At 41.0% G+C, this 22,681-nt stretch carries 16 protein-coding genes; 14 read left to right on the top strand and 2 right to left on the bottom strand.

All coding sequences use genetic code 11. From position 1 onward, the window contains the following. Nucleotides 1–271: 271 nt before the first annotated feature. Complete coding sequence (locus AC2SLM_RS05210; RefSeq protein WP_486552471.1) at nt 272–1,294, bottom strand: hypothetical protein; 1,023 nt, start codon at nt 1,292–1,294, stop codon at nt 272–274. Nucleotides 1,295–1,381: 87 nt separating this feature from the next. Then, on the bottom strand, nt 1,382–1,873 hold the full coding sequence (locus AC2SLM_RS05205) for a type IV secretion protein Rhs (RefSeq protein ID WP_486552475.1): 492 nt from the start codon (nt 1,871–1,873) through the stop codon (nt 1,382–1,384). Nucleotides 1,874–2,276: 403 nt separating this feature from the next. On the opposite strand from AC2SLM_RS05205, the gene AC2SLM_RS05200 reads away from it, so the two are divergent. The 14 genes from AC2SLM_RS05200 to AC2SLM_RS05135 all read left to right on the top strand — a co-directional run bounded on the left by AC2SLM_RS05200 (nt 2,277) and on the right by AC2SLM_RS05135 (nt 22,680). After that, on the top strand, nt 2,277–3,596 hold the full coding sequence (locus AC2SLM_RS05200) for a replication-associated recombination protein A (protein ID WP_486552470.1): 1,320 nt from the start codon (nt 2,277–2,279) through the stop codon (nt 3,594–3,596). 218 nt (nt 3,597–3,814) lie between these two features. After that, a complete protein-coding gene (gene ribBA / locus AC2SLM_RS05195; protein WP_486552468.1) occupies nt 3,815–4,930 on the top strand; it encodes a bifunctional 3,4-dihydroxy-2-butanone-4-phosphate synthase/GTP cyclohydrolase II in 1,116 nt (371 codons plus the stop codon). After that, the gene (locus tag AC2SLM_RS05190) at nt 4,930–6,123 is read left to right on the top strand and encodes an alpha/beta hydrolase (protein ID WP_486552466.1); all 1,194 of its coding nucleotides are present in this window, start codon (nt 4,930–4,932) and stop codon (nt 6,121–6,123) included. The genes ribBA and AC2SLM_RS05190 overlap by 1 nt, the downstream gene beginning before the upstream one ends. A gap of 74 nt (nt 6,124–6,197) precedes the next feature. After that, complete coding sequence (locus AC2SLM_RS05185) at nt 6,198–8,336, top strand: ATP-dependent helicase (protein WP_486552464.1); 2,139 nt, start codon at nt 6,198–6,200, stop codon at nt 8,334–8,336. Between the two features lie 434 nt (nt 8,337–8,770). Beyond that, nucleotides 8,771–9,925: a polysaccharide biosynthesis/export family protein gene (locus tag AC2SLM_RS05180; RefSeq protein WP_486552463.1), complete on the top strand. Its 1,155-nt coding sequence runs from the start codon at nt 8,771–8,773 to the stop codon at nt 9,923–9,925. Nucleotides 9,926–10,143: 218 nt separating this feature from the next. Next, entirely contained in the window at nt 10,144–10,578 is a 435-nt protein-coding gene (locus AC2SLM_RS05175; RefSeq protein ID WP_486552461.1) for a low molecular weight protein-tyrosine-phosphatase, read from the top strand. 115 nt (nt 10,579–10,693) lie between these two features. After that, nucleotides 10,694–12,973, top strand: a complete 2,280-nt coding sequence (locus AC2SLM_RS05170; RefSeq protein WP_486552459.1) for a polysaccharide biosynthesis tyrosine autokinase — start codon at nt 10,694–10,696, stop codon at nt 12,971–12,973. A gap of 149 nt (nt 12,974–13,122) precedes the next feature. Beyond that, nucleotides 13,123–15,063 carry a polysaccharide biosynthesis protein gene (locus AC2SLM_RS05165; protein WP_486552473.1) on the top strand — a complete coding sequence of 647 codons (1,941 nt, stop codon included), beginning with the start codon at nt 13,123–13,125 and terminating at the stop codon, nt 15,061–15,063. A gap of 89 nt (nt 15,064–15,152) precedes the next feature. Continuing rightward, a complete protein-coding gene (gene tviB, locus AC2SLM_RS05160) occupies nt 15,153–16,445 on the top strand; it encodes a Vi polysaccharide biosynthesis UDP-N-acetylglucosamine C-6 dehydrogenase TviB (RefSeq protein ID WP_486552458.1) in 1,293 nt (430 codons plus the stop codon). 69 nt (nt 16,446–16,514) lie between these two features. Further along, complete coding sequence (locus AC2SLM_RS05155) at nt 16,515–17,540, top strand: NAD-dependent epimerase/dehydratase family protein (protein ID WP_486552456.1); 1,026 nt, start codon at nt 16,515–16,517, stop codon at nt 17,538–17,540. Nucleotides 17,541–17,545: 5 nt separating this feature from the next. After that, nucleotides 17,546–19,054, top strand: coding sequence for a lipopolysaccharide biosynthesis protein (locus AC2SLM_RS05150; RefSeq protein ID WP_486552454.1), 1,509 nt, complete (start codon nt 17,546–17,548; stop codon nt 19,052–19,054). A 6-nt stretch (nt 19,055–19,060) separates the two neighbouring features. After that, nucleotides 19,061–20,197, top strand: a complete 1,137-nt coding sequence (locus tag AC2SLM_RS05145) for a glycosyltransferase family 4 protein (protein WP_486552453.1) — start codon at nt 19,061–19,063, stop codon at nt 20,195–20,197. Then, nucleotides 20,190–21,560: a glycosyltransferase family protein gene (locus tag AC2SLM_RS05140; RefSeq protein ID WP_486552452.1), complete on the top strand. Its 1,371-nt coding sequence runs from the start codon at nt 20,190–20,192 to the stop codon at nt 21,558–21,560. Before AC2SLM_RS05145 ends, AC2SLM_RS05140 begins: the two co-directional genes overlap by 8 nt. Continuing rightward, nucleotides 21,550–22,680 (top strand): glycosyltransferase family 4 protein, encoded by a 1,131-nt coding sequence (locus AC2SLM_RS05135; RefSeq protein WP_486552450.1) that lies wholly within the window; start codon nt 21,550–21,552, stop codon nt 22,678–22,680. Before AC2SLM_RS05140 ends, AC2SLM_RS05135 begins: the two co-directional genes overlap by 11 nt. Nucleotide 22,681: the final 1 nt, after the last annotated feature.

Below are 22,681 nucleotides of genomic sequence, written 5' to 3'. Positions count from 1 at the left end.
CATTTGAGTTTGAATATGAGAACGCCTTTCGAGTTTCATCAAAGTTATGGGTGTTCTGCATAGAAAAAACCAGATACACGGGGTATCTGGCTTGTTTTAAATCATCAACCTATTTTAGGACGAGACAATTAATATTGTTTCAATTAAGACAAACATTTATAGTCTTAGCCAAACTAAAGAGCTACAGCGTTAACCTTATTAAGCCTACTAGAGTAGTACTTGCACTCGGTTGCCTTGTATCTCATTTAGTTGCCTATGACTATAGATAAATCTATTCAAACTCTTTTAGACGCTCTTCATACTTAGCAATCTGCTCATCATAACTTTCAATCTTGTCGGTAAACTCTCTAACCAAGTTATCAAACTCTTCTGACTGCTTCTGCTGTAGACTCTCAAGCTCCTTGCTTTGCTGTAGTTGAATTTGCTGCCACGTTTGATATTGACGTAATAAGCGTGCTAATGCAGGGCTCTTAATCACCAAACGCTGAGCAAGCTCCGAGTTCGCAAATAAATCTGGCGTTAGCGTCGCAATATTAAGCAAGGTATCCATCGCTTCAGCAGGCAGCGGCACCTCTTCAGGCAAATACAGTGATTGCAGCGCCACGTTATAACGGCGACTGATTTCATTGGCAGTCAACATTTGCGGCGCTACCAAAGCTGTATTGTTAATCAAAGGCAGCTTCTCTAATGCCAATGCTTCAATATTATCGATATCAGTATCATCACCAGTATCGTCCGCCGCTTCTTTTGCCTGACGGTTATCTGCGGTATTCGACTGAGTACTGATTTGATTATCGGTCTGCGCTTGTTCGGTCGATGCTGTTGCTTGAGTTTCTGATTCAAGCTTAGCATTGGGGTTTTGGATGTCCGTGTTTGCTGCGCCATTATTGGTCGTCGCATTGGTCTGATTGCCGGCCACAGGACTACCCGCTTCTGTATCGGCATCATTATTACTTATCGCAGTATCCAATAACGACCCATCGGGTTTATCCGCCGCTTGCAGTGCTTCGTATTCTGCTAACTGGCTTTCCTGTACATTCAGCATCTTTGCCACAAACTCTGCTTCAAATTCTTCCACAGTAGCCTTTGCAGCATCGCTCATCGGCACCGCATTTTCTGGATTAGTAGATTGAGCCGTCTCGGAAACGGTTGTTTCTTCTGACTCGGCTTCCGTATTAGGCTGACAACCGGCCAATACCACACTACTTAGTAGAATGGCAGACAGCGCCTTGCTAAGCGACTGCCGTTTAGCAAGGTGAACTTCCTTATTCATATCAAACTCTCTATGTGTCATATCCTACCCTATTATTGTCTTTATCTATTCTAATACCTGCTTAAATATCTGCTTAAATGTTTGGCTGTTATATCTATATCAGAGCGACTAAGCTTTGGTCAAATCATTATTATTTAAAAATGGGATACACGCCTGCCATTGTTGGCACTCTTGACCCTGCTCTCGTCTAACAAAATAATCTTGTACCATGCGCGCTTGCTGCTCGATACCATACTTAAAGAACGATTTACCCTCTTCAAACGCATAATCATAACGGCGATTAATTAATGCGCCTCTGACGACTTTTAAGCCGTGCTGCAATTGCCATACATGGGTTAACTCATGAATCAGCCAGCTTTTTTTGCCTAAAGATACCTTAGAGAAGTCCTCCACCAAGTCTTGCTCGTTAAAATAAATATTGCCATTGGGACTGACCGCATAATTTTTAAGCACCCACCAAGCTGTTTTTAATTGCACCTGACTCACATCAAAATCATTACCGAACACAGAATGCGCCATGGCAATCTCTGCCTCGTTTAAAAACCGAGTCCTTTGTTTGGTCGGTTTACTGACCAAAGACGATGGCCAGAATTTATTCATCAACTTATTCACCCGCCCTCGCTTTAATGCCATGATAATGTCTCGACATAAAATAATTTGAAATAAATACCGCTCTCATAATGCGTGCACTACTGCCGTACTACAAGGCGGCAGATACCTTACTCACTCGACTCTTACAAATCTCATAAACGCTTACACTCGGTTAACTTGCAAATGACTCTATTTTCGGTTGTAATCGAGAGCTATAGTTTGCAAACGACCAAACCGCTAGCGTTTTAGACTTGCCTGATATGCAGGCCGTATAACGTTTACTCGTCTGCCATGTCACTTTACTCGTCTACCATATAACTAGTTCACAGTTCTTTGACTATAAGCAATATGGCCTTAATCTTCTACCATAAATAATTTATTTAATCGTATAACAAGGTATTGACCACTTATTATGTCCAATCGCTATAACACGTCTGCTCAATCTGATATTCCTTTAGCACAGCGCCTGCGCCCTAAATCGCTTGATGAAGTCATTGGGCAATCTCATCTATTGGCAGAGCATGCACCGATACGCCGCTTTGTTGAGAATGGTCATCTGCCCTCTTTGATACTACATGGTGAGGCGGGTATTGGCAAAACCACGATTGCGATGCTGCTTGCCGATGCGGTAGGCCGTCCGTTTTATCCGTTATCGGCGATTAATACGGGAGTAAAACAATTACGTGAAGTACTCGATGCGGGTAATAAATCTGGACAGACAGGTCTTGATTTTGCCGCACCTGTGGTCTTTATTGATGAGATTCATCGCTTTAACAAAGCACAGCAAGATGCATTACTTGGCGCGGTAGAATCTGGTGATATTACCCTAATTGGTGCCACCACCGAAAATCCGTCATTTAGTGTCAATAATGCCCTGTTATCACGTTGTCAGGTTTATAGGCTTGAACCTTTGGATAAAACACAGATTGAGTCCCTATTAAACCGCGCCATCACAACCGATGTCATTTTATCGACGCTTGATATTAAGCTTGATGCTGCAGAGCAAATTGCTGCGCTTGCCCAAGGTGACGCACGTAAATCTTTAAACCTGTTAGAGATGGCAGTACAAGCCGCTGATCATAATCAATCGCCCATTGTGATTGATGATAATCTACTTGCCAGTGTGGCACAGACGACTCTACAGCGCTACGATAAAGATGGCGATCAGCACTATGATATTATCTCGGCAATGATTAAATCAGTACGTGGCTCAGACCCTGATGCAGCCTTGTACTGGATGGCACGTATGCTCGTTTCTGGTGAGCCGCCAGAGTTTATCGCTCGCCGCTTGGTGATTTTAGCCAGTGAAGATATTGGTAATGCCAACCCAAATGCCCTGTTATTAGCAGATGCCGCACTGCGTTCGGTAAAAATGATTGGCATGCCAGAGGCACGGATTATCTTGGGTCAGGTGGTGGTATATTTAGCCACCTCTGCCAAGAGCAACAGCACGTATATGGCCATTAATAAAGCCATGGCATTGGCACAAAAAGACCAGTCGCCTGTTCCTTTGCATCTGCGTAACGGCGTCACTGGTCTGATGAAAGCACAAGGTTACGGTCAAGATTATATCTACCCGCATGATTATCCAAATCATTATTATCCGCAGCAATATTTGCCTGATAATCTAATCGGTACTCAGTTTTATGAATATGCAGATAATCAACGCGAGCAGCACAGCTTACAATTTATGCAGTGGCTGCAATCACAGCCCAATACAAAATCATCTTAGTACCATTAAATCGTCTTAGTAGCTTTAAATCATCTTAGTACTATTAAATCATCTTAATAGGGTTAATAAGAAGCTCAATCACACTGAATACGGTTAATCATTTCAATACCGTTGATTCATGGCAGTTAATGGCACTAAACCTCAGTTAGGGGTACAATGGTCGCCTATAAAATCCTTGACTAAATCACATTATTAAACAATAAAAGAGATCCATTGCTATGGCACTAGATAATATTAAAGACATCATTGAAGACATTCGTGAAGGCAAAATGGTCATCTTGATGGATGATGAAGACCGTGAAAACGAAGGCGATTTGATCATAGCGGCCACTCACATCAATCCTGAAGCCATTAACTTCATGATTACCCATGCACGCGGTTTGGTTTGTTTGACCTTGACCGAAGAGCGCTGCCGTCGTCTTGAATTACCGCTAATGAGTGACCGTAACCAAGCCAAATTTAGCACCAACTTCACAGTATCGATTGAAGCTGCTGAAGGCGTAACCACGGGTATTTCCGCTGCGGATCGCGCACGTACTGTTCAAGCTGCTGTATCGTCATCAGCAAAAGCAGAAGACATCGTACAACCCGGTCATATTTTCCCAATTATGGCGCAAAATGGCGGCGTTCTGCACCGTGCCGGCCATACTGAAGCAGGCTGCGACTTAGCTCGACTAGCCGGCCTTGAGCCAGCAGCAGTTATCGTTGAAATTATCAATCCAGATGGCACCATGGCCCGCCGTGATGACTTAGAAAAATTTGCCGCAGAGCATGACCTTAAAATTGGTACCATTGCTGATTTGATTAACTACCGTATTGCCAATGAGCAAACCGTAAAAGAGGTGAATAAACGCCCCTTTGAAACTGACTTTGGCACCTTCACCTTATATCAGTTCCAAGAATATGGTACATCAGAGACGCATTTAGCCTTAGTCAAAGGCGATCCAAGCGAAGGCGTGAGTACCGTACGTGTGCATGGCTTCCATCCTTTACGTGATTTATTCGCAGCTAAGCGTGATGAAACCGGCCGTAGTGGTTGGAGCGTGCAAAGCTCACTAAAAGAAATCAGTCAGTCTGAACGTGGTGTGTTGGTGTGGATTGGTAACAATGAGCCTGTAGATCTTGGGGAGGTATTAGAACGGGCGACCAATAATCAGTCGCTATCGACTTTATCTAATCAGCCTTACCGCAGTATTGGTGTTGGCGCACAAATTTTACGTCACCTAGGCGTGCGTGATATGCGTTTGTTATCAACCCCGCTGAAATTCAACGCCTTATCTGGCTTTGATTTAAATGTGGTTGAATGTATCGACTCACCAGACTTTAACGCTTAATGTCAACAGCTATGCTTAAAGTATTGGGTAAAAAAGTCGTCAGTGGCAATCTATTAAATAGCTCCCTAGTAAAAAAAACCCTATTAAATAACTCCCTACTAAATAGCTCCCTACTAAATAGCTCCCTATTAAATAGATTGCCACTAAACAGTCGCTTGTTGCAGCAGTATCATCTACGTTTGCAACATGTGGTTGCGGATGATGGCTTCTTGATTCCAGTCAATGTGATTGGAGAAGGCGAACCTGTTTTGCTGTTACATGCCTTTGGGATGGACGCGCGGCAATTTTTGCCTTTTATTTTACCGCTAACTAAGCAGTTTCAATTTTATCTACCGCATTTGCGTGGTTGGGGACTTGCGGCTGATAGCCCTTCAACGCAGTTTGATTTTATTGAGCAATATGCCGATGATGTTGACGTGTTGCTTGAGCATATTTGTCATACTCATCAGGTTGAATCGATAGATGTGGCAGCGATTTCTATGGGTGCCTTAGTGATGTGGGCCTATTTTAATCGTCATCCGCACTCACCTGCTGCTGCTGTTGATTTAAATAGCGCTCGTCAATCTACTATCAACAGTGACCGCCCAAACAACCGTGCCCGTCCAAATCGGGTACGTCGTTATCTAAATATTGACCAATCTCCGATTGTGCATAATCAGCCTGATTGGCAGGGTGGTGTTTTTGGCGATAAACAAGCAGAAGTCTTTAAACAGTTTAGTGACGTACTTAAGGCCACGCTACCTTATACCAATAAGTTAGACGCTCAAAAAACAGCCGTCACTGAGTTTAGCCATCTGCCTTATCCGGTTAAACAGCAAATCGTCAAAATGGAGACTGCTTTCTCCCTAATGTCAGTAGATCGCCCCTCATCGCGCTGGCTGGTGAATGCTATGGCCTATCAAGCGCCGCATAAACTGGCACTTTATGAGCACAAGACATGGCGACAGAAGCTGCATGGTCTAGAGGCTTACCTGACTCTACCTTATGATTATCGAGAAGCACTGACAACCTCGACGCCCACTACGCTATTAATTGGCGGTCGGTCAAAGTTATATGACCCTGCTTGGCAATATAAAGTCGCAGACTCCCTACCTAATAGTACTGTTATTAAGATTGAACATTCCGGCCATGCTATACCTATGGATGCGCCGGTGCAATTCACCCACGCTCTTAAACAATTTTTGACTCAATAATCCAATTAGGGACACGCCCTACTTTATATTCCTTTTTGAACCCTTGACCGCCAATGACCCAAAAAGGGGATACTATGACTGACACCTTATTTGACACCCATACCTATACTTATCCGCTGCTACATGATGACATCAGAGGTAAGATTGGTAAACTACGTCAGTCCATTGCAAAGCTTGAAGCCAATCTCATCACGCCAGAATCTATATCTGAAAACAACGATGACTCAAAGGTTGATGATTTAGAACTGTCTGTCGATTATCTTAATGAATTAAACCCAAGCCAGCGCTTGGCAGCGACTACTATTCAAGGCAAAGCGCTCGTTATTGCTGGCGCCGGATCTGGTAAAACCAAGACCCTGACTTACCGAACCAGTTACCTGATTGAAAAAGGTGCAGCGCCGAATAGTATTCTATTGCTGACCTTTACTCGTAAAGCTGCTAATGAGATTAAAAGTCGGGTCAAAACCTTACTGTCAGATCGCCTAGCGGATAACCAAAACCCTAATGATATTACTAGTGGTACCTTTCACTCGTTTTGTAATATGCTGCTGCGTCGCTACTCGGGGCTGTTAGGCATTAACCCAAGATTCACTATTTTAGATACCGGTGACAGCGAGGATGCGATTGACCTTATTTGCAAAGAAAAAGGCTATTCTGCCAAAAACACCAAACAGGCCTTCCCGCGCAAAAAGCGCCTGCAAAATATTATCTCTACTTCGCGCAATCGCCGTATCCTGATTCGTGATTTAATTGAAAATGACTATCCTGATTTAATCATTCATATAGAAGCGATTGAACAATTGGCTCAAGAGTTTCATCGCTATAAACGTGCCAATCACCTTTATGATTTTGATGACATTATCGGTCAAGTGGTCATGCATTTGAAGACCAATAAACAGTTCCGTAAAATTTTGCAAGATACTTACCATCATGTGATGGTCGATGAGTATCAAGATACCAATATTCCGCAAAAGCAGCTGATTGACTATATTTGCGAGCCTGAGAATGTATCATTAATGGTGGTCGGTGATGATAATCAGAGTATTTATGCCTTTCGCGGGGCTAATTATGAAAACATCCTGTTATTTGGCGACAGCTATCCAGAAGCTAAGCTGATTAAACTCGAGCAAAATTATCGCAGTACGCCCGCTGTGCTTGATTACGTCAATGCCTTATCGGAGCAAATCACTCTTGGCTATCAAAAGAAGCTCTTCTCAGATATGCCGATGCAAGGACTTAAACCGTCCTTTTGTCGACGCAGTAATGAGACACAAGAGGCCAAATATATTGCTGATAAAATCATCGAATTAAAGCCCGAGCACGACTATAATGATTTCGCAGTACTGGGGCGCACCTCCTTTCAGTCTAGCCATATCCAGATAGAGTTTATGGAGCGCGGTATTCCTTTTATCGTAGTTGGCGGTATTAAGTTTATTGAAAAACGCCATATTAAAGACATCTTGGCATTGGTTAAAATATTATATAATCCCAATGACACTATTTCTTGGCACCGGATTCTGACCCTATTTAAAGGGGTTGGCAGTGTTACAGCGACTAGACTGACCCAAGCGATTAATCAGCAAGGCAACTCTTTAGAACCACTGCGCGACCCTAAGCTTAATAAAAATAATGAGCAGCTCGCTGAGTTGTATCATGTGCTCACTCAAGCCGAACAGGCTGAATCGATAACCGATATTATCGATAAACTGATTGAATTTTATATGCCGGTATTAAAGGCTATTGAGGACAATTGGCGTGAACGTGCTGAAGATTTCCGCGTACTTAAGAGCTTGGCGCAAGAGCATGCGAGTATTGAGCGCTTTTTGGAGACCCTTGTGCTCGATCCGCCTAATGACTCGGTTGCAACCCAGGGCGAAGCTGCGGCGCAAGACAATGACGCAGTGACGATTTCGACGATTCACAGTGCAAAAGGACTTGAGTGGCCAGTGGTATTTATCAATGCCTTGGTAGATGGCTTAATGCCACATCACCGCTCATTAGACGACTTTGAATCGTTAGAGGAAGAACGTAAACTGTTTTACGTCGCCTGTAGTCGAGCCAAAACTCACTTATATTTAACGGCGCCAAATTACTTTTCTAGCTTCTCAGGATATTTTGACAAAGTCTCTCGGTTTGTTGGCGAAGTGCCAAAAAATACAGTTGAGGTTGAAGAAGAGGTCCAGACAAAAGTTACGGAGCCTGAATGGTGGTAGTGATCGCTTTAAGCACAATTCTCTTAGCTGACTAGAATTTGAGTATAATATTTAAGTTATATTTAGAATAAGCCCATTAAAAGCAAGTTTATTGCTTCTAGCCTAGTGTTATGACTACTACTCTAGCCTATATTTGAGCTTATTTTACTGCTATCGACTCTACTATTAAATCCCTACTGCTATAGCAACTATCCTCTTTTTTATAGTAAGATACGCGCATATTGAGACAGCGCACTTAATTTAGTGTTAAAATAGCGGTAATAATGTATATATTTTGAGCACAGTTTATAAAGCATATAGACTTATTAAAGATCCAAGCTGTCTTATGTACTGACTCTAATGACGTATTTAAATTCAAATAATTGTATTAAGCTCAATAAGATAAGACCTATGCTGTTGTAAAGCGTCGTCGTAAAAAAGGTAGAGAAGTTAACATGAATGTTTTAAAACGTCCTCAATCATTGCTTACCAGCACCACTTTAGCGGTGCTTATCGGGTTAACTTCAGGATGTACCAGTATAAACTCTGGACTGCAATCTGGCGAACTACCACCACAAGGCGCCTTTATTGCAGACAATGGTATGCAATTTAATATTCAGCCATTAAGCTTAGCAAATTTACCTTCTTCACCCACTTATAGCGGTTTGAATAACAGTCATCCAGGCTTAGGGACGAAGAATTCACGCGTGCGTGAGTTATTGAGTGGGTCAAAATCACGTGGCTCTGAATATCGTATCTCAACCAGTGATATCTTAAACATTAACCTGATTAGCTATCCGGAAATTACGCCTCCCAATACGACATCTGTTAATGCATCTAACCCCTACGCATCAGGCTATCCTGTCGATCAACAAGGCTATATCCAGTTTCCATTGGTTGGCCGTATTATGGCCAGTGGACTCACCGTGAGTCAATTCACTGCCAGCTTACGTAGTCAACTACAGCGTTATTTAAAGTATCCTGACCCACAAGTGAAGATCGTTAACTTCCGAGGCAGTAAATTCTTTATCGATGGCGAAGTGCGTCAACCCGGTGAGTTTAATATCGCGGATGCCCCAGTAACTCTATACAGTGCTATCTCTTTAGCAGGTGGACAAACACCTGAAGGCGACACCAATAGTGTGGTATTAACACGTAATGGTACTCAATATCACCTAGGCTTACGCGATCTACAAGAAATGGGCATATCTGCGAACCAAATCTATTTACAAGATGGTGATTCAGTCCATGTAAATAGCTTAGATCGTAATAAGGTCTATGTACTGGGTGAATTCGGACAGATTGAACCAGTAGAAATACCTGAACAAGGGTTAACGCTAGCCCATGTTATGGGACAGTCACGCGGCTTAAATCCATTAACGGCAGATGCGGCAAAAATCTATATTGTCCGCGACCATGGTAACGCTTCTTATACTGATATATATTATGTCAATCTGCAAACGGTGACCAACTTGGCATTAGCCAATCGCTTTGAGATGCAGCCGAATGATATTGTCTATGTCGATCCTACTGGCTTAACGCGCTGGTCACGATTTATCAACTCGATATTACCGTCATCAACCGCTATCCGTCAGTTAGCGACGCTGTAGATGGTCAGCGCCGTTTAGACTGTTTTAGCGTTTTGCAGTATTTTTATGATTTCTTATGCATAGTTAGAATTTGTGGCGACTGGGTATCATTTATTCGCTTGCTGTACAGTAGTTCCAGAGGCTTCATAAATAATCCCTAGTCGCCTGAAGCACCGAAGTCTAGCTTCTTTGCATTAGTTTTATATTTTTATTTGTTTTAATATTTTGAGTGATACCCTATGGCATTTGATAACATATTGGTAGTTTGTATCGGCAATATCTGTCGTAGTCCCATGGCTGAAGCGTTATTAAAACAGCGCTTCCCCAATAAGCATATTGACTCTGCTGGTGTGGGTGCTTTGGTCGGTCATCCTGCAGACCCTGCCTCTATTAAGATTATGACTGAGCACAATAAGATTGACATTAGCGACCATGTGGCGAAACAGATCGATGATGACTTGGTACGCAAAGCAGATCTGATCTTTACGATGTCAGACAGTCAAACCAAATGGATCGAAGACCGCTGGCCATTTTGCCGTGGTAAGACCTTTAAGCTGGGGCATTGGCGCGATAAAGACATTGCTGACCCCTATAAACATGAAATATCAGCATTTGAGACGGCGTATAACGACATCGTCAACAGTATTGACGACTGGCAAGATAAACTGGTGTAGGGTGTCCTGCTCTACATACGACGGGCAAACGACCTGCAAACATAGAGCCATTTAGTCTGACCTAACATAACAGTAACACTCGAATTAACCTCTGATTTAGATATAGCGAAACCCTATGAGCAAAACAGTGCCAAACCCTGCGACCAATACGACCACTCAACCGGACGATGAGATCGATCTGATTGCGCTATTGCTGACCTTATTACAAGGCTGGAAGATCATCCTTGGCTGTGCGTTAATCGGCCTGATACTAGGTTTTACCTATAGTCGATTTGTGCAACCCACTTTCAAGACAGATGCGCTGATCCAAATCGATGATAAGTCTTCTAGCATCGCTGCATTAGGTAGCAACATCTCTGAACTGGTGGGTGAAAGTACTAGCCCGGCTGAGACTGAACGCGAGTTGATTAAATCACGTATGGTGCTGGAGACAGTAGTGGACAAGTTGCATCTAGATATTAGGGTTAGTGATCCTGCAATAGGCGCGCTAGATCGTATTGCTCAGTCAAGCGTCCCTACTCAGACTAGCACTGATAAAGGCGTGTTCTTAGAGACTGAAGACGGGCAAGTACAAATCGCAAACTTTGAGGTACCGTTGGCCTATCAAGGTAAAACGTTTAATCTGGTGAAAACAGATTCGGGGTTTGAGTTAAGTACAGAATTAAACAAAGAAACTGTTGCTTATACTGGTAACTTAGGAACACCAGTAACCATACGTACGCCAGAAGGTGATATACATATTCAAGTTACTGCATTACCAGCAGTAGGCCATGCCATTAGTATCAGCAATCTGTCAACGCCCTCTGCTATTGACGCACTCAGTCAAAATTTATCCGTTTCTGAGCGTGGTAAACAAACGGGTATTGTACAGTTAACGCTGACTGGCGACGATCAACAACAAGTCAGCCGAGTGCTTTCCAATGTGGTTCAATCTTATGTCGATCAAAACTTAGCGCGTGGCTCGGAGCAAACCACGACGACGATTGAGTTTATGGAGTCTCAGATTCCTCAGTTAAAAGAAAAGCTTGAAGAGTCGGAGGAAGCGTTTAACAAATTCCGCGAAGAGTACGGTACTATCGATGTCAGTAAAGAGTCAGAAATTTTATTGAATGAAAGCGCACAGATTGAACGGCAACTAAGTGAGCTAAACTTAAAGCAAGCCGAGCTGTTGACTTATTATACTGAAGAGCATCCTTTAGTCATTCAGATTAATGATCAACTTGAGGTATTAAATGCACGTCGTCAAGAAATAAAAGATACCTTATCCGGTCTACCGGAAGTACAGCGTCAGTTCTTACAGTTATCACAAGATATGGATATTAATCGCGAGATTTATTTGACCATGCTGAAGAACTACGAGCAGCTTAAGATTGCACGCGCCGGTGAGATTGGCTATGTCCGGGTGGTCGATATGCCAATTAATACCTATCGCCCTATTGCGCCGAAGAAGTTACAGATTTGGGTATTAGCATTACTACTAGGTACAATGCTGGGTACTTTACTGGTATTTCTTAAGAGCTTACTGCGTAATACGGTTAAAGATCCTGAGCGTTTGGAAGCGAAAACAGGGGTTCCCGTCATTGCTACCATTCCTCGTTCTAAGACTAGCTTTAATTTGAGTAAAAATAATAATAAAAATAACCGCCGTCTACTGGCAACCGTCGAGCATGATGGACTGAGCTATGAAGGGATAAAAAGCCTACGTACAGCGCTTATGTTTGCCATGCCACCTGTGAGTAAAATTGCTACTGTTTTGGATGATAAAAACCAACTGCACGATGAACCGCTAACTGATCGTAAGTCTGGTAAAGTAATTGTGGTCAGTGGTGAGTCGCCTGGTATTGGTAAGTCCTTTATTGCGTCTAATTTAGCAGAGACGTTTTCTCAATTAAATAAAAAGGTGCTAATCATCGATGGGGATATGCGTCGTGGTGAGCTACATCATATCTTTACTGTCAATCATAATATGGGACTTGGTGACTACTTAACGGACTCAGCTGGGTTGACTATCGCAGACTATATACAGCCGACTAGCTTTGAATTTATTGACTTTATGCCACGCGGTAAACATCCGAATAACCCTGCTTCGCTGTTGTCAACTGATAAATTTGCGACTATGATACTGCAGTTGGTGTCGGTCTATGATTATATTATTATTGACACGCCGCCTATCTTAGCCGTATCGGATGCGATGATTACCGCACAGTATGCGGATAAAGTACTGATTGTGGTACGCTATAATGATTCTATTGAAGGACAGGTCTCTTATGCGATTAATCAAATGCATAAGGCTAATATCACGGTAGATGGTATCGTGCTAAATGATGTGGTACAAGGCATCACTGACAAATATAGCTACCACTATAACTATGCGTATGGTAATTCGAAAGAATAGCAAGTTAGTATGTGCCTTTAAAGAAAGGTAAATGCTAACTGTTAGTCACACCGTGTTAATCTAATAGACCAGAACATCAAACTAGCGATATCAAAATGCGACACAATCCTAATAATAGCCATCACGATAAAACTGTCAGTCGTAAAAGAATGAAAGCTCACAATGTTGAGTCAGTAGTCGGTCATACTAATGCTTTAAAAAAAGTTGCAGAATGGTTGTTAGAATTACCGCGCCCTGCCAAGCAAGCCATTTTGCTAACGGTTGATTATGCGGTTTCAATACTGTGTTTATTTTTAGCACTGTCCCTACGCCAAGGGGTGCTAGATGTCAATGCCAGTCCTTTGTTGGTCTCTTTATATGGATTAGTACCTATCGTAGGTCTATACCTCATTGGCTTTTACCGCGGCGTGACGCGCATATTCTTTGATACTGATATGCGTAAGGTATTGTTGCTGTTTGTAGGTATCTTAATACTGTTTACGATTGCCTATTTACTCGATGGGATTAGTAGTATCCCACGTTCTGTGCCTTTGCTCTCTTTATTTATGTTGTTAATATGGCTATGGAGCAGTCGTCTTATCTTCCGAGACTTACTGCTGCGCCTACAGGGAAAACCTGTTTACTATACGGATGGTCACGGTACATCTGATCGAGATAAAGTCATCATCTATGGCGCAGGAACTTCTGGTACGGCATTATTAGATGCCTTACAAACTTCTCCACGCTATCAAGTGGTGGCCTTTGTCGATGATGATAATGGTCTCACCGGTGGACGTATCTTAAATAAGAAGATTTACCCTGCCACTCACATTGAGAAACTGGTCGCTGACTTGAATGTGGCCCAGGTGTTTCTCGCTATGCCCTCCGTCAGTCGTCAACGCCGACGTGACATCATAGATCGCCTGACCGAAATGTCGGTCAAAATTAAGCAATTACCGAGCTTGCATGATATAGCAGAAGGTAAAGTCACCGTCAGTACCATGCGCCGAGTGGATATCCTCGATGTACTGGATCGACAAACGGTAGAACCTGATCAAAGATTATTGTCTAAAAATATTGAAAATAAAAATGTACTAGTGACTGGAGCGGGCGGCTCTATCGGTAGTGAGCTGTGTCGGCAGATTATTAAAAACAAACCACAGTGCTTGGTACTGTATGAGCTATCTGAATACGCGCTGTATGCTATACAGCAAGACTTACTTGCTTGGCAAGCTCAGCATCTTGACTATCCCCGTACCGAAATCATTGCTCTATTGGGTAATGTGAATAACCAAGATAAGTTAATCAAAGTCTTTAATCAATATGATATACACACTGTGTATCATGCAGCAGCATACAAACACGTGCCTATCGTAGAGTTTAATCCTTTTGAAGGAGTGATAAATAACGCTAAAGGTACCTATCACTGTGTCAAAGCGGCTGTAGAGTCACAAGTTGAAACGTTTGTATTAATATCAACGGATAAAGCAGTACGCCCAACCAATATTATGGGAGCCTCTAAGCGACTGGCTGAAATAGTATGCCAAGGATTTAGTGAGCAAAATCTATCTACAAAAATAAGCATGGTTCGATTTGGGAATGTACTCGGTTCATCTGGCTCTGTCGTACCTTTATTTACAAAACAAATAGCAAATGGCGGCCCTATCACGGTGACTCATCCAGAAGTCACCCGCTACTTTATGACCATACCCGAAGCGGCAAATCTAGTGATCCAAGCCGGTGCAATGGCGCAAGGTGGTGAAGTCTTTGTACTCGATATGGGTAATCCTGTCAAAATAGTCGATCTGGCTCGAAGGATGATTCATCTGAGTGGCTATGAGGTAAAAGACGAGCAACATCTAGATGGAGATATTGAAATCGTATATAGTGGACTACGACCAGGTGAGAAGCTATATGAAGAGCTGATCATCGGTTATGATAATGTTGAATGTACTCATCACCCATTGATTATGCAAGCCCGTGAACACAGCTTTCCATTGGCAGAAATCGAAGCGACACTTGATGAGCTAAATATTCAATCTCAGCAACATGATGTGGCATGGCTAAAGCAGCAGTTTATAAAGTATGTAGAAGGATATCAGTCTAACTAGTTCAGCCTAGGCTCGCTATTTAGAGGTTTAAGCAAGCTAATGCGAAAATTATAACTCACATTTAAATAACCTATATTTAAAGGTATCTAATGTTAAATTTAAACACTAACAATCTTAAAATTGCAGTCATTGGCCTTGGTTACGTTGGTCTGCCACTTGCTGTTGAATTTGGTAAACAGCGCCCGGTTATCGGTTTTGATATCAATCAAACTCGTATCAATGAATTGAACTCTGGCACAGACCATACATTAGAAGTAAGCGACTCAGAACTTGCTAGTGCCACTCACCTAAGCTTTAGCGCTGATATTACAGCACTTGAAGAGTGCAACTTTTATATTGTTACTGTGCCTACCCCTATTGATGAGTATAAGCAGCCGGACCTAACTCCTTTAGTTAAAGCCTCTACCGCCATCGGTAGCGTACTAAAACCAGGCGATATTGTCGTTTATGAGTCTACCGTTTACCCAGGTGCTACTGAAGAAGTCTGCATCCCAGAATTAGAACGCAGCTCTGGCTTAGTGTTTAATAAAGACTTTTTTGCTGGTTATAGCCCAGAACGTATTAATCCAGGCGATAAAGAACATAGAGTAACCAATATCCTAAAAGTAACAGCAGGATCGACGCCAGAAGTTGCTGATTTCATCGATGAGGCCTACAACTTAATCATTACTGCTGGCACTCATAAGGCGCCTTCTATCAAGGTAGCAGAAGCGGCTAAAGTCATTGAAAACACTCAACGTGATGTCAATATTGCTTTGATTAATGAGCTGGCAGTCATCTTCAATAAAATGGGTATTGATACTGAGGCAGTCTTAACTGCGGCAGGTACTAAATGGAACTTCTTACCGTTCCGTCCAGGTCTAGTGGGTGGTCATTGTATCGGTGTTGACCCTTACTACCTCACTCATAAAGCTCAGGCCATTGGTTACAATCCAGAGATTATTTTGGCAGGTCGTCGACTCAATGATAGTATGGGTGAATATGTCGTTACGCAGTTAGTAAAAACTATGATCAAGAAACGTATCCAAGTAGAAGGTGCTAAGGTACTTATTTTAGGCTTAAGTTTTAAAGAAAATTGCCCCGATGTGCGTAATACAAAAGTGATAGACATTGTCCATGAGCTAAAAGAATATAATATCGATGTGGATGTGTTTGATCCTTGGGTAGACACGGTTGAAGCGCAACATGAATATGGCATTACGCCTATGAATGACATAACTAATCTAGCAAATGATAGCTATGATGCAATTATATTAGCAGTAGCACACAATCAATTTGTCCAAATGGGTATAGAAAAGATTAGAGCGTTAGGTAAAGAGAATAATGTGCTCTATGACTTAAAATATTTGTTCGATAGTGCGCTGAGCGATATACGTTTATAAAGCACTTACATCTATAAAGTAAACCCTATATATACGCTGAATTTATAAAATATAAAAGAGCAATGTTCTATGACTCAATACCAAAAAACTCAACAAGACTTAGTAGCTACCCCGAAAACATGGCTTATCACAGGTGTGGCAGGTTTTATTGGTTCAAATCTCCTTGAGACATTATTAACGCTTAATCAAACTGTAATCGGGTTAGATAACTTTGCTACTGGCTATCAAAAAAACTTAGATGAAGTGCAAAGCCTAGTCTCATCTGAACAATGGCAACGTTTTACATTTATTAAAGGTGATATTCGTAACTTCGCAGACTGTCAAAAGGCATGTTCAGGTGTGGATTATGTCCTTCATCAAGCGGCTCTAGGGTCAGTACCTCGCTCGTTAGCAGACCCAATCACAACCAATGAAGTTAATATTTCGGGTTTTTTAAATATGCTAAGTGCAGCTCGTGATGCAGAGGTGAGGAGCTTTACCTATGCTGCCAGTAGCTCAACTTATGGCGATCACCCTGGCCTACCTAAGGTAGAAGACAAAATTGGTAAGCCGCTATCTCCTTATGCGGTAACTAAATATGTGAATGAGCTATATGCCGATGTATTCGCTCGCTCTTATGGTTTTAAGAGTGTTGGCTTACGCTACTTTAATGTCTTTGGTCGTCGTCAAGACCCTGACGGTGCTTATGCAGCGGTAATCCCTAAGTGGACTGCTGCCATGATCAAGAATGACACAGTATTTATTAATGGCGATGGCGAGACTAGTCGCGACTTCTGTTATATCGAAAATACAGTACAAGCCAATATCTTGGCAGCCACGACTCAGAATGAAGACGCTACTAATCAAGTGTATAACGTAGCTGTCGGTGATCGTACGACTCTAAACGAGCTATTTAATGCGATTAAATCAGCATTAGCAGACAACGGTGTGACCTATGATCAGAAGCCGACTTATCGCGACTTTAGACCCGGTGATGTGCGACACAGTCAAGCGGATGTGAGTAAGGCCAATAGCCTGCTTGGCTATAAGCCTCAGTTTAATATCTCGCAGGGCATTGATGAAGCGATGCCTTGGTATGTAAGAAATGTGCGATAAAACTCATGACTAAAAATGATACTAAAGAATCTTCTGGCAAAGTTAGTCATGTTAGTAAAGATGAAGTAGGATCGAAGGCACGTAAAGGCGTTAAGTGGACAGCCTTACAGATTATTGCACGCAATATACTAAGCCTCGGAACCACCGCTGTATTGGCGCGCCTATTAACTCCAGAAGACTTTGGTTTAATCGGCATGGTTGCTACGTTAACTGCTCTTCTGATGGTTTTTTCAGATATGGGGTTAAGTTGGGCAACGATACAGCGTCAGGCTCTAAGCAAAATACAAGTTAGTAATTTGTTTTGGATAAACTTGATTGTAGGTCTGTTTTTATGGGTGATCTGCATATTCTTTTCACCCCTAGTAGCTAGCTTCTATGATGAACCCAAGCTAACTGCAGTTACTACTGTGCTTGGTGCAGGGTTCTTGCTGAGTGGATTTGCTGCTCAGCCGATAGCGCTGTTAAACCGTAGTATGAATTATAAGGCGGTTGCACAAATTGAGGTCCTATCAATTATTGCAGGCGCTATCGCTGCCTTGTACGCTGCCTATACTGGTCTGGGCTATTGGGCTTTAGTAATTCAAGGTTTAACCAGTAGTAGTTTCAGAGCAGTGCTAGCTATTCGTATGAGCAAAATCAGTCTATATGCGCCTAAGCGAAATGTTGATACTTTAAGCTTAGTGAGTTTTGGTGGTACTTTGGCTTTAAACGGCTTATTAATATATATGGCTCGAAACCTTGATAGCGTGTTAATCGGCAAATATTGGGGCGCAGAAGAACTTGGATACTATAATAGAGCTTACTTTTTGATGTTGTTGCCTAGTATGTTAGCGACTGGTGTCCTTACAAACCTAATGGTTCCTTCGCTATCGGCTTTTCAAGATGATCTACAACGATTTGGAGATGCTTATCGTAAAGCATTAACATTGGTTGCGTTGATCGGGTGTCCAATGGCAGTGGGTTTAGCATTAACTGCTGACGAGATGGTGATGTTAATATATGGCGAACAGTGGCAACCTGTGGTACCCATTCTGCTATGGTTAAGCTTGGCCAGTGTGACTCAACCCTTATATAACACCACAGGATGGCTTTTTACAGCTGTTGGCAAAGCTAAATCATATTTATTTCTTACAATTATAAGTGGCATCGTACTAAGTATCTGTTTCTATGTTTCAGTTACCAATGGTGCTATAGGAGTTGCTAAAGCTTATGGCATAGTGATGGGAATACTTATTTTTGTCCCTGCACTTTGGTGGTCTCATAATATAGCAAGAATTTCATTTTTACAGTCATTGAGACAGCTTTGGCCAGTTGCTCTTTCACTAACAGTAATGTCTTTTTCAGTAATATGTATAGACTTAGTAATGAATACTATAGAATTTACATGGGTAGCTACCCTTATATCAAAAATAATCGTAGGTGTTGTTACCTATTCACTTACTGCTTATATTTTCATGAAAGATTTAATCTTCAATGAACTTCTAATTAAGTTTAATTTTTTAAATAAAAAGTGACCATCTATGAATGTTATATATATATGCAATGAGTATCCTCCTGGTAAAACTGGAGGCATTGGTACATTTGTTCATGAATTAGCAAGTCAACTTACTGCTCGTGGTCATAAGATATTTGTAGTAGGTTTTATTGACGATGTCAAACTAAGGCTAGAAGTTGAAGTCGACAATATTAATGTCATTAAGCTACCTAAGTCATCTGGAAAGCTTGGATTCATTTTAGACAGGATATCTCTTTATAGAGAAATTAAAAACATCATTTCTAATGATGAAATTCATATAATTGAAACACCTGATTTTGAAGGACTTCTGAGCTTTCTACCGAAAGGTCAATATAAATCTATAGTTAGGTTACATGGATCTCATACGTACTTTGCTGATGAGATGAATGAAGACCCATCACTGCTTATTAAGTCTCTTGAATATATAGCTCTTAAACGTGCTGATTCTATCATTTCAGTAAGTGACTATACAGCTCAGAAGACTAAACAGCTATTCGGTATCAAAAGAAAAATAACTACTATTTACAATGGCATTGATCTACCTAATCTTAATCAATGTAAAAGTAACTGGAATAAAGCTCATAAGGTAGTTTTCACTGGGTCTCTAATAGAAAAAAAAGGTGTTTTTGCATTAGCCAAATCATGGCCTTTAGTTAAGGCTGAGTTTCCTGATGTACAATTAGCTCTGATTGGAAAGGATGTACTTTATAAAAAAAATGGATTAAGTTCTAAGGACTACATTAAAAAACTGTCTCAACATAAGGATATTATTTTTTATGGTCACCTCCCTAAAGATGAGATGCAGAAAATTATGGTTGAATGTGACCTAGCTGTTTACCCCTCTTACTCAGAGACATTTGGTTTAGCTCCTATAGAGTCTATGAGCTTAAAAGTACCTACTATTTATACCAAGCTAAGTTGTGGCCCTGAAGTTATGAGGCATGAAGATTTAATTAGTATGAGCGTTGATCCCAACAATCATAAAGATATTGCTGCAAAAATTATTTCACTTTTAAAGGATAAGGAGCGTAGGCAATACTTAGCAAATCTTGGTAGATTTATTGTAGAAGAGCACTATTCTAATTTAAATAAAGTCACTGAAAATGAAGCATTATATAAAGAGATATCAAACCATGTTTGAGCCAATTCTAATCATTACACCTTTTTTTGCACCTCAGTCACATGCAGCCATGTTTCGTGTGCATAAACTCGCTAAATACCTACCAAAGTATGGGTACCGACCTATTATTCTAACGACAGATATTAACTACCTTTACAATAGCGATGACAAACTATTAAAAGAGCTGCCTGACTGTGTAGAAATTATCCGTACACATTATATGGAGCCAAGTTTGCGCGGAGTTCGCATGCAGCTTGGCGGGCGTGATAGAACTTTCTCAGCGAATAAACATGAGCAAGAATTAAATAATACTCAAGTCTCAAGAACCTCGAGAGTCTCTAAACAGCCATCTAGATCTGGATTAATTAGAACGACTCTGTCCTCTCTATATGGCTCTACAACTGACTATCTATATAATATACCAGATGCATACTGGACATGGGCTTTGGCTTCAGTTAGTACTGCCAAAGAGCTGATAAAAAAGTATGATATTAATATCATGTATACAACAGCAAATCCTTATAGTCACTTAGCTTTAGCTTCAAAGATTAAAAAAGATTTAGATATTGCATGGTTAGCAGACTTTAGAGATCCTTGTGGCTATGGTTATAAAAACTCATCAAGCAACTACATAGGTCAATTATTACAAAATAAGCTAATTACTAACACTCTTAATCAGGCAGACCGCATAACTGGTCTTTCTGAAGCTTATGGATCTATTTTCTCCGATATTTATAATTTGCCAGAAAAAAGATATACATTTATACCCACAGGTTTAGATGATGAATATTTACCGATGTCTACTCCTGATAAATCTACTAAGACAAAAAATATTATATTTGCCGGCGAGGTTATGCCAGAGCAAAGTTCTTATATATTAGAAGTTATTAATGAACTCCACAACTTAGATGGAGACGTTGAACTTAAATTTATAGGAAGAGTAGAAGTCAACAAACCAATTATTGAAACTATTGTATCCAATATTTCAAATTGGAATGTTAGGGTAACTTTTGAAGATCATATGCCTCAAAAATCACTTTATAAACTAATAAAAAATTCAACAGCATGCATTTTGGCTCCCGGCAGGAGCCGATATTGGTGGACCAACTTCGCTAAAATGGTTGATTATATAGCTCTTGGCACGCCTGTCATTGCTTATGTGCCAGATTCTAGTGAAGCCCGAAAAGAGCTATCTAAAGCTGGTAATGGTTTTTTCCTCAAAGGTGATGATGCCAAAAGTGAAGCGAAAGATATAAAAGAATGGCTAATAGGTAATAGCCTAAAAAATGAAAACTTAGACTATCAGAAGCGTTACTTAGCAAGTTCACAGGTTGCATCTTTCGCTAAAATATTTGATGAAATCAGGATAGAAAATGAAAAGTAATATTAGTGTATTAAGCTACGACTACCCTCCCAATGATGGGGGTATCAGTCGTCTTACTGCCTCATTTTGCCAAGAGCTAAGCAATCAAGGGCATAATATAGAGTTATGTACACTGAAGATGACGCAATCTAAGGATATCTTACACCGTCCAGAGATTCCTACTCATGAGTTACCTAGAAAAAAAGGCTTTCGTGAAATAGGCCTAGCCAAGTACCTATTAAAAATACCGGGAGATAGAACTCTAATTACTTCAGTCTGGAACCCGGAAGCAACTATAGCCTACTGCTTACAGCGGAAAAATTTATATATTCTAGCGCATGGAAATGAGGTAATGCCCTACCCCGAGTCTGTTAAATTTAAAATAAAATCTGAGCTTCGCGAAAGGGTTTTAAAATCCGCTCGCTGTGTTATTTGTAATAGCAGATACACTCAGCAACTTGTACTTGATATTGACTCAAGTATTAAAACTGAAGTTCTCAATCCAGGTGTAGATTATAAAAGATTTGATATTGATATATCTAAACAAGAAGCTCGAGAAATACTCAATCTTCCTATAGATAAAAAAATAATACTTAGTATTTCTAGAATTGATGCTTACAAGGGTCATGATACTGTACTGCATGCTTTAGCTAACCTATCTAAGCCTGAAAGACAGCAAATTCATTATGTAATTGCTGGTAAAGGATCTTATCTAGATGACCTAAAAAAATTAGCTGAAAGTCTTGATTTGAATGACTGTATTACATGGACCGGTTTTGTTCAGGATAGCGACTTACCTATCTTATATAAAGCTTCCAATCTTTTTATTTTATGCACAAGAGAGGATAAGAATATTCGAGGAGTTGAAGGCTTTGGCATGGTATTTTTAGAAGCACAAGCTGCTGGTATACCAGTTATTGGAACTAATGCCGGTGGTATATCTGATGCCATTATACCTGAACAAGGGGGTTGGCTAATCGAACAAAATAACCCAGGTGAAGTTAGTAAATATGTAAGGTTGTTAATAAGTGACTCTCAATTATTTGCTAAACAAGCAATAATTGGACAACAACGAGCAAAAACAGATGCTTCTTGGTATAACTACTCAAAACAACTGCTTCAGATTTTGGAGAATTATTAAA

This window comes from Psychrobacter sp. CX16, from assembly GCF_057396245.1.
The sequence above is the reverse complement of the archived record's forward strand: the minus strand, read 5'-3'. Positions and strand labels throughout refer to the sequence as shown.

What these genes read in the sequence shown, in the direction of transcription:
- AC2SLM_RS05210 (WP_486552471.1), bottom strand. Translation starts at nt 1,294, where the DNA reads ATGACACATAGAGAGTTTGATATGAATAAGGAAGTTCACCTTGCTAAA.
- AC2SLM_RS05205 (WP_486552475.1), bottom strand. Translation starts at nt 1,873, where the DNA reads ATGAATAAATTCTGGCCATCGTCTTTGGTCAGTAAACCGACCAAACAA.
- AC2SLM_RS05200 (WP_486552470.1), top strand. Translation starts at nt 2,277, where the DNA reads ATGTCCAATCGCTATAACACGTCTGCTCAATCTGATATTCCTTTAGCA.
- ribBA (WP_486552468.1), top strand. Translation starts at nt 3,815, where the DNA reads ATGGCACTAGATAATATTAAAGACATCATTGAAGACATTCGTGAAGGC.
- AC2SLM_RS05190 (WP_486552466.1), top strand. Translation starts at nt 4,930, where the DNA reads ATGTCAACAGCTATGCTTAAAGTATTGGGTAAAAAAGTCGTCAGTGGC.
- AC2SLM_RS05185 (WP_486552464.1), top strand. Translation starts at nt 6,198, where the DNA reads ATGACTGACACCTTATTTGACACCCATACCTATACTTATCCGCTGCTA.
- AC2SLM_RS05180 (WP_486552463.1), top strand. Translation starts at nt 8,771, where the DNA reads ATGAATGTTTTAAAACGTCCTCAATCATTGCTTACCAGCACCACTTTA.
- AC2SLM_RS05175 (WP_486552461.1), top strand. Translation starts at nt 10,144, where the DNA reads ATGGCATTTGATAACATATTGGTAGTTTGTATCGGCAATATCTGTCGT.
- AC2SLM_RS05170 (WP_486552459.1), top strand. Translation starts at nt 10,694, where the DNA reads ATGAGCAAAACAGTGCCAAACCCTGCGACCAATACGACCACTCAACCG.
- AC2SLM_RS05165 (WP_486552473.1), top strand. Translation starts at nt 13,123, where the DNA reads ATGAAAGCTCACAATGTTGAGTCAGTAGTCGGTCATACTAATGCTTTA.
- tviB (WP_486552458.1), top strand. Translation starts at nt 15,153, where the DNA reads ATGTTAAATTTAAACACTAACAATCTTAAAATTGCAGTCATTGGCCTT.
- AC2SLM_RS05155 (WP_486552456.1), top strand. Translation starts at nt 16,515, where the DNA reads ATGACTCAATACCAAAAAACTCAACAAGACTTAGTAGCTACCCCGAAA.
- AC2SLM_RS05150 (WP_486552454.1), top strand. Translation starts at nt 17,546, where the DNA reads ATGACTAAAAATGATACTAAAGAATCTTCTGGCAAAGTTAGTCATGTT.
- AC2SLM_RS05145 (WP_486552453.1), top strand. Translation starts at nt 19,061, where the DNA reads ATGAATGTTATATATATATGCAATGAGTATCCTCCTGGTAAAACTGGA.
- AC2SLM_RS05140 (WP_486552452.1), top strand. Translation starts at nt 20,190, where the DNA reads ATGTTTGAGCCAATTCTAATCATTACACCTTTTTTTGCACCTCAGTCA.
- AC2SLM_RS05135 (WP_486552450.1), top strand. Translation starts at nt 21,550, where the DNA reads ATGAAAAGTAATATTAGTGTATTAAGCTACGACTACCCTCCCAATGAT.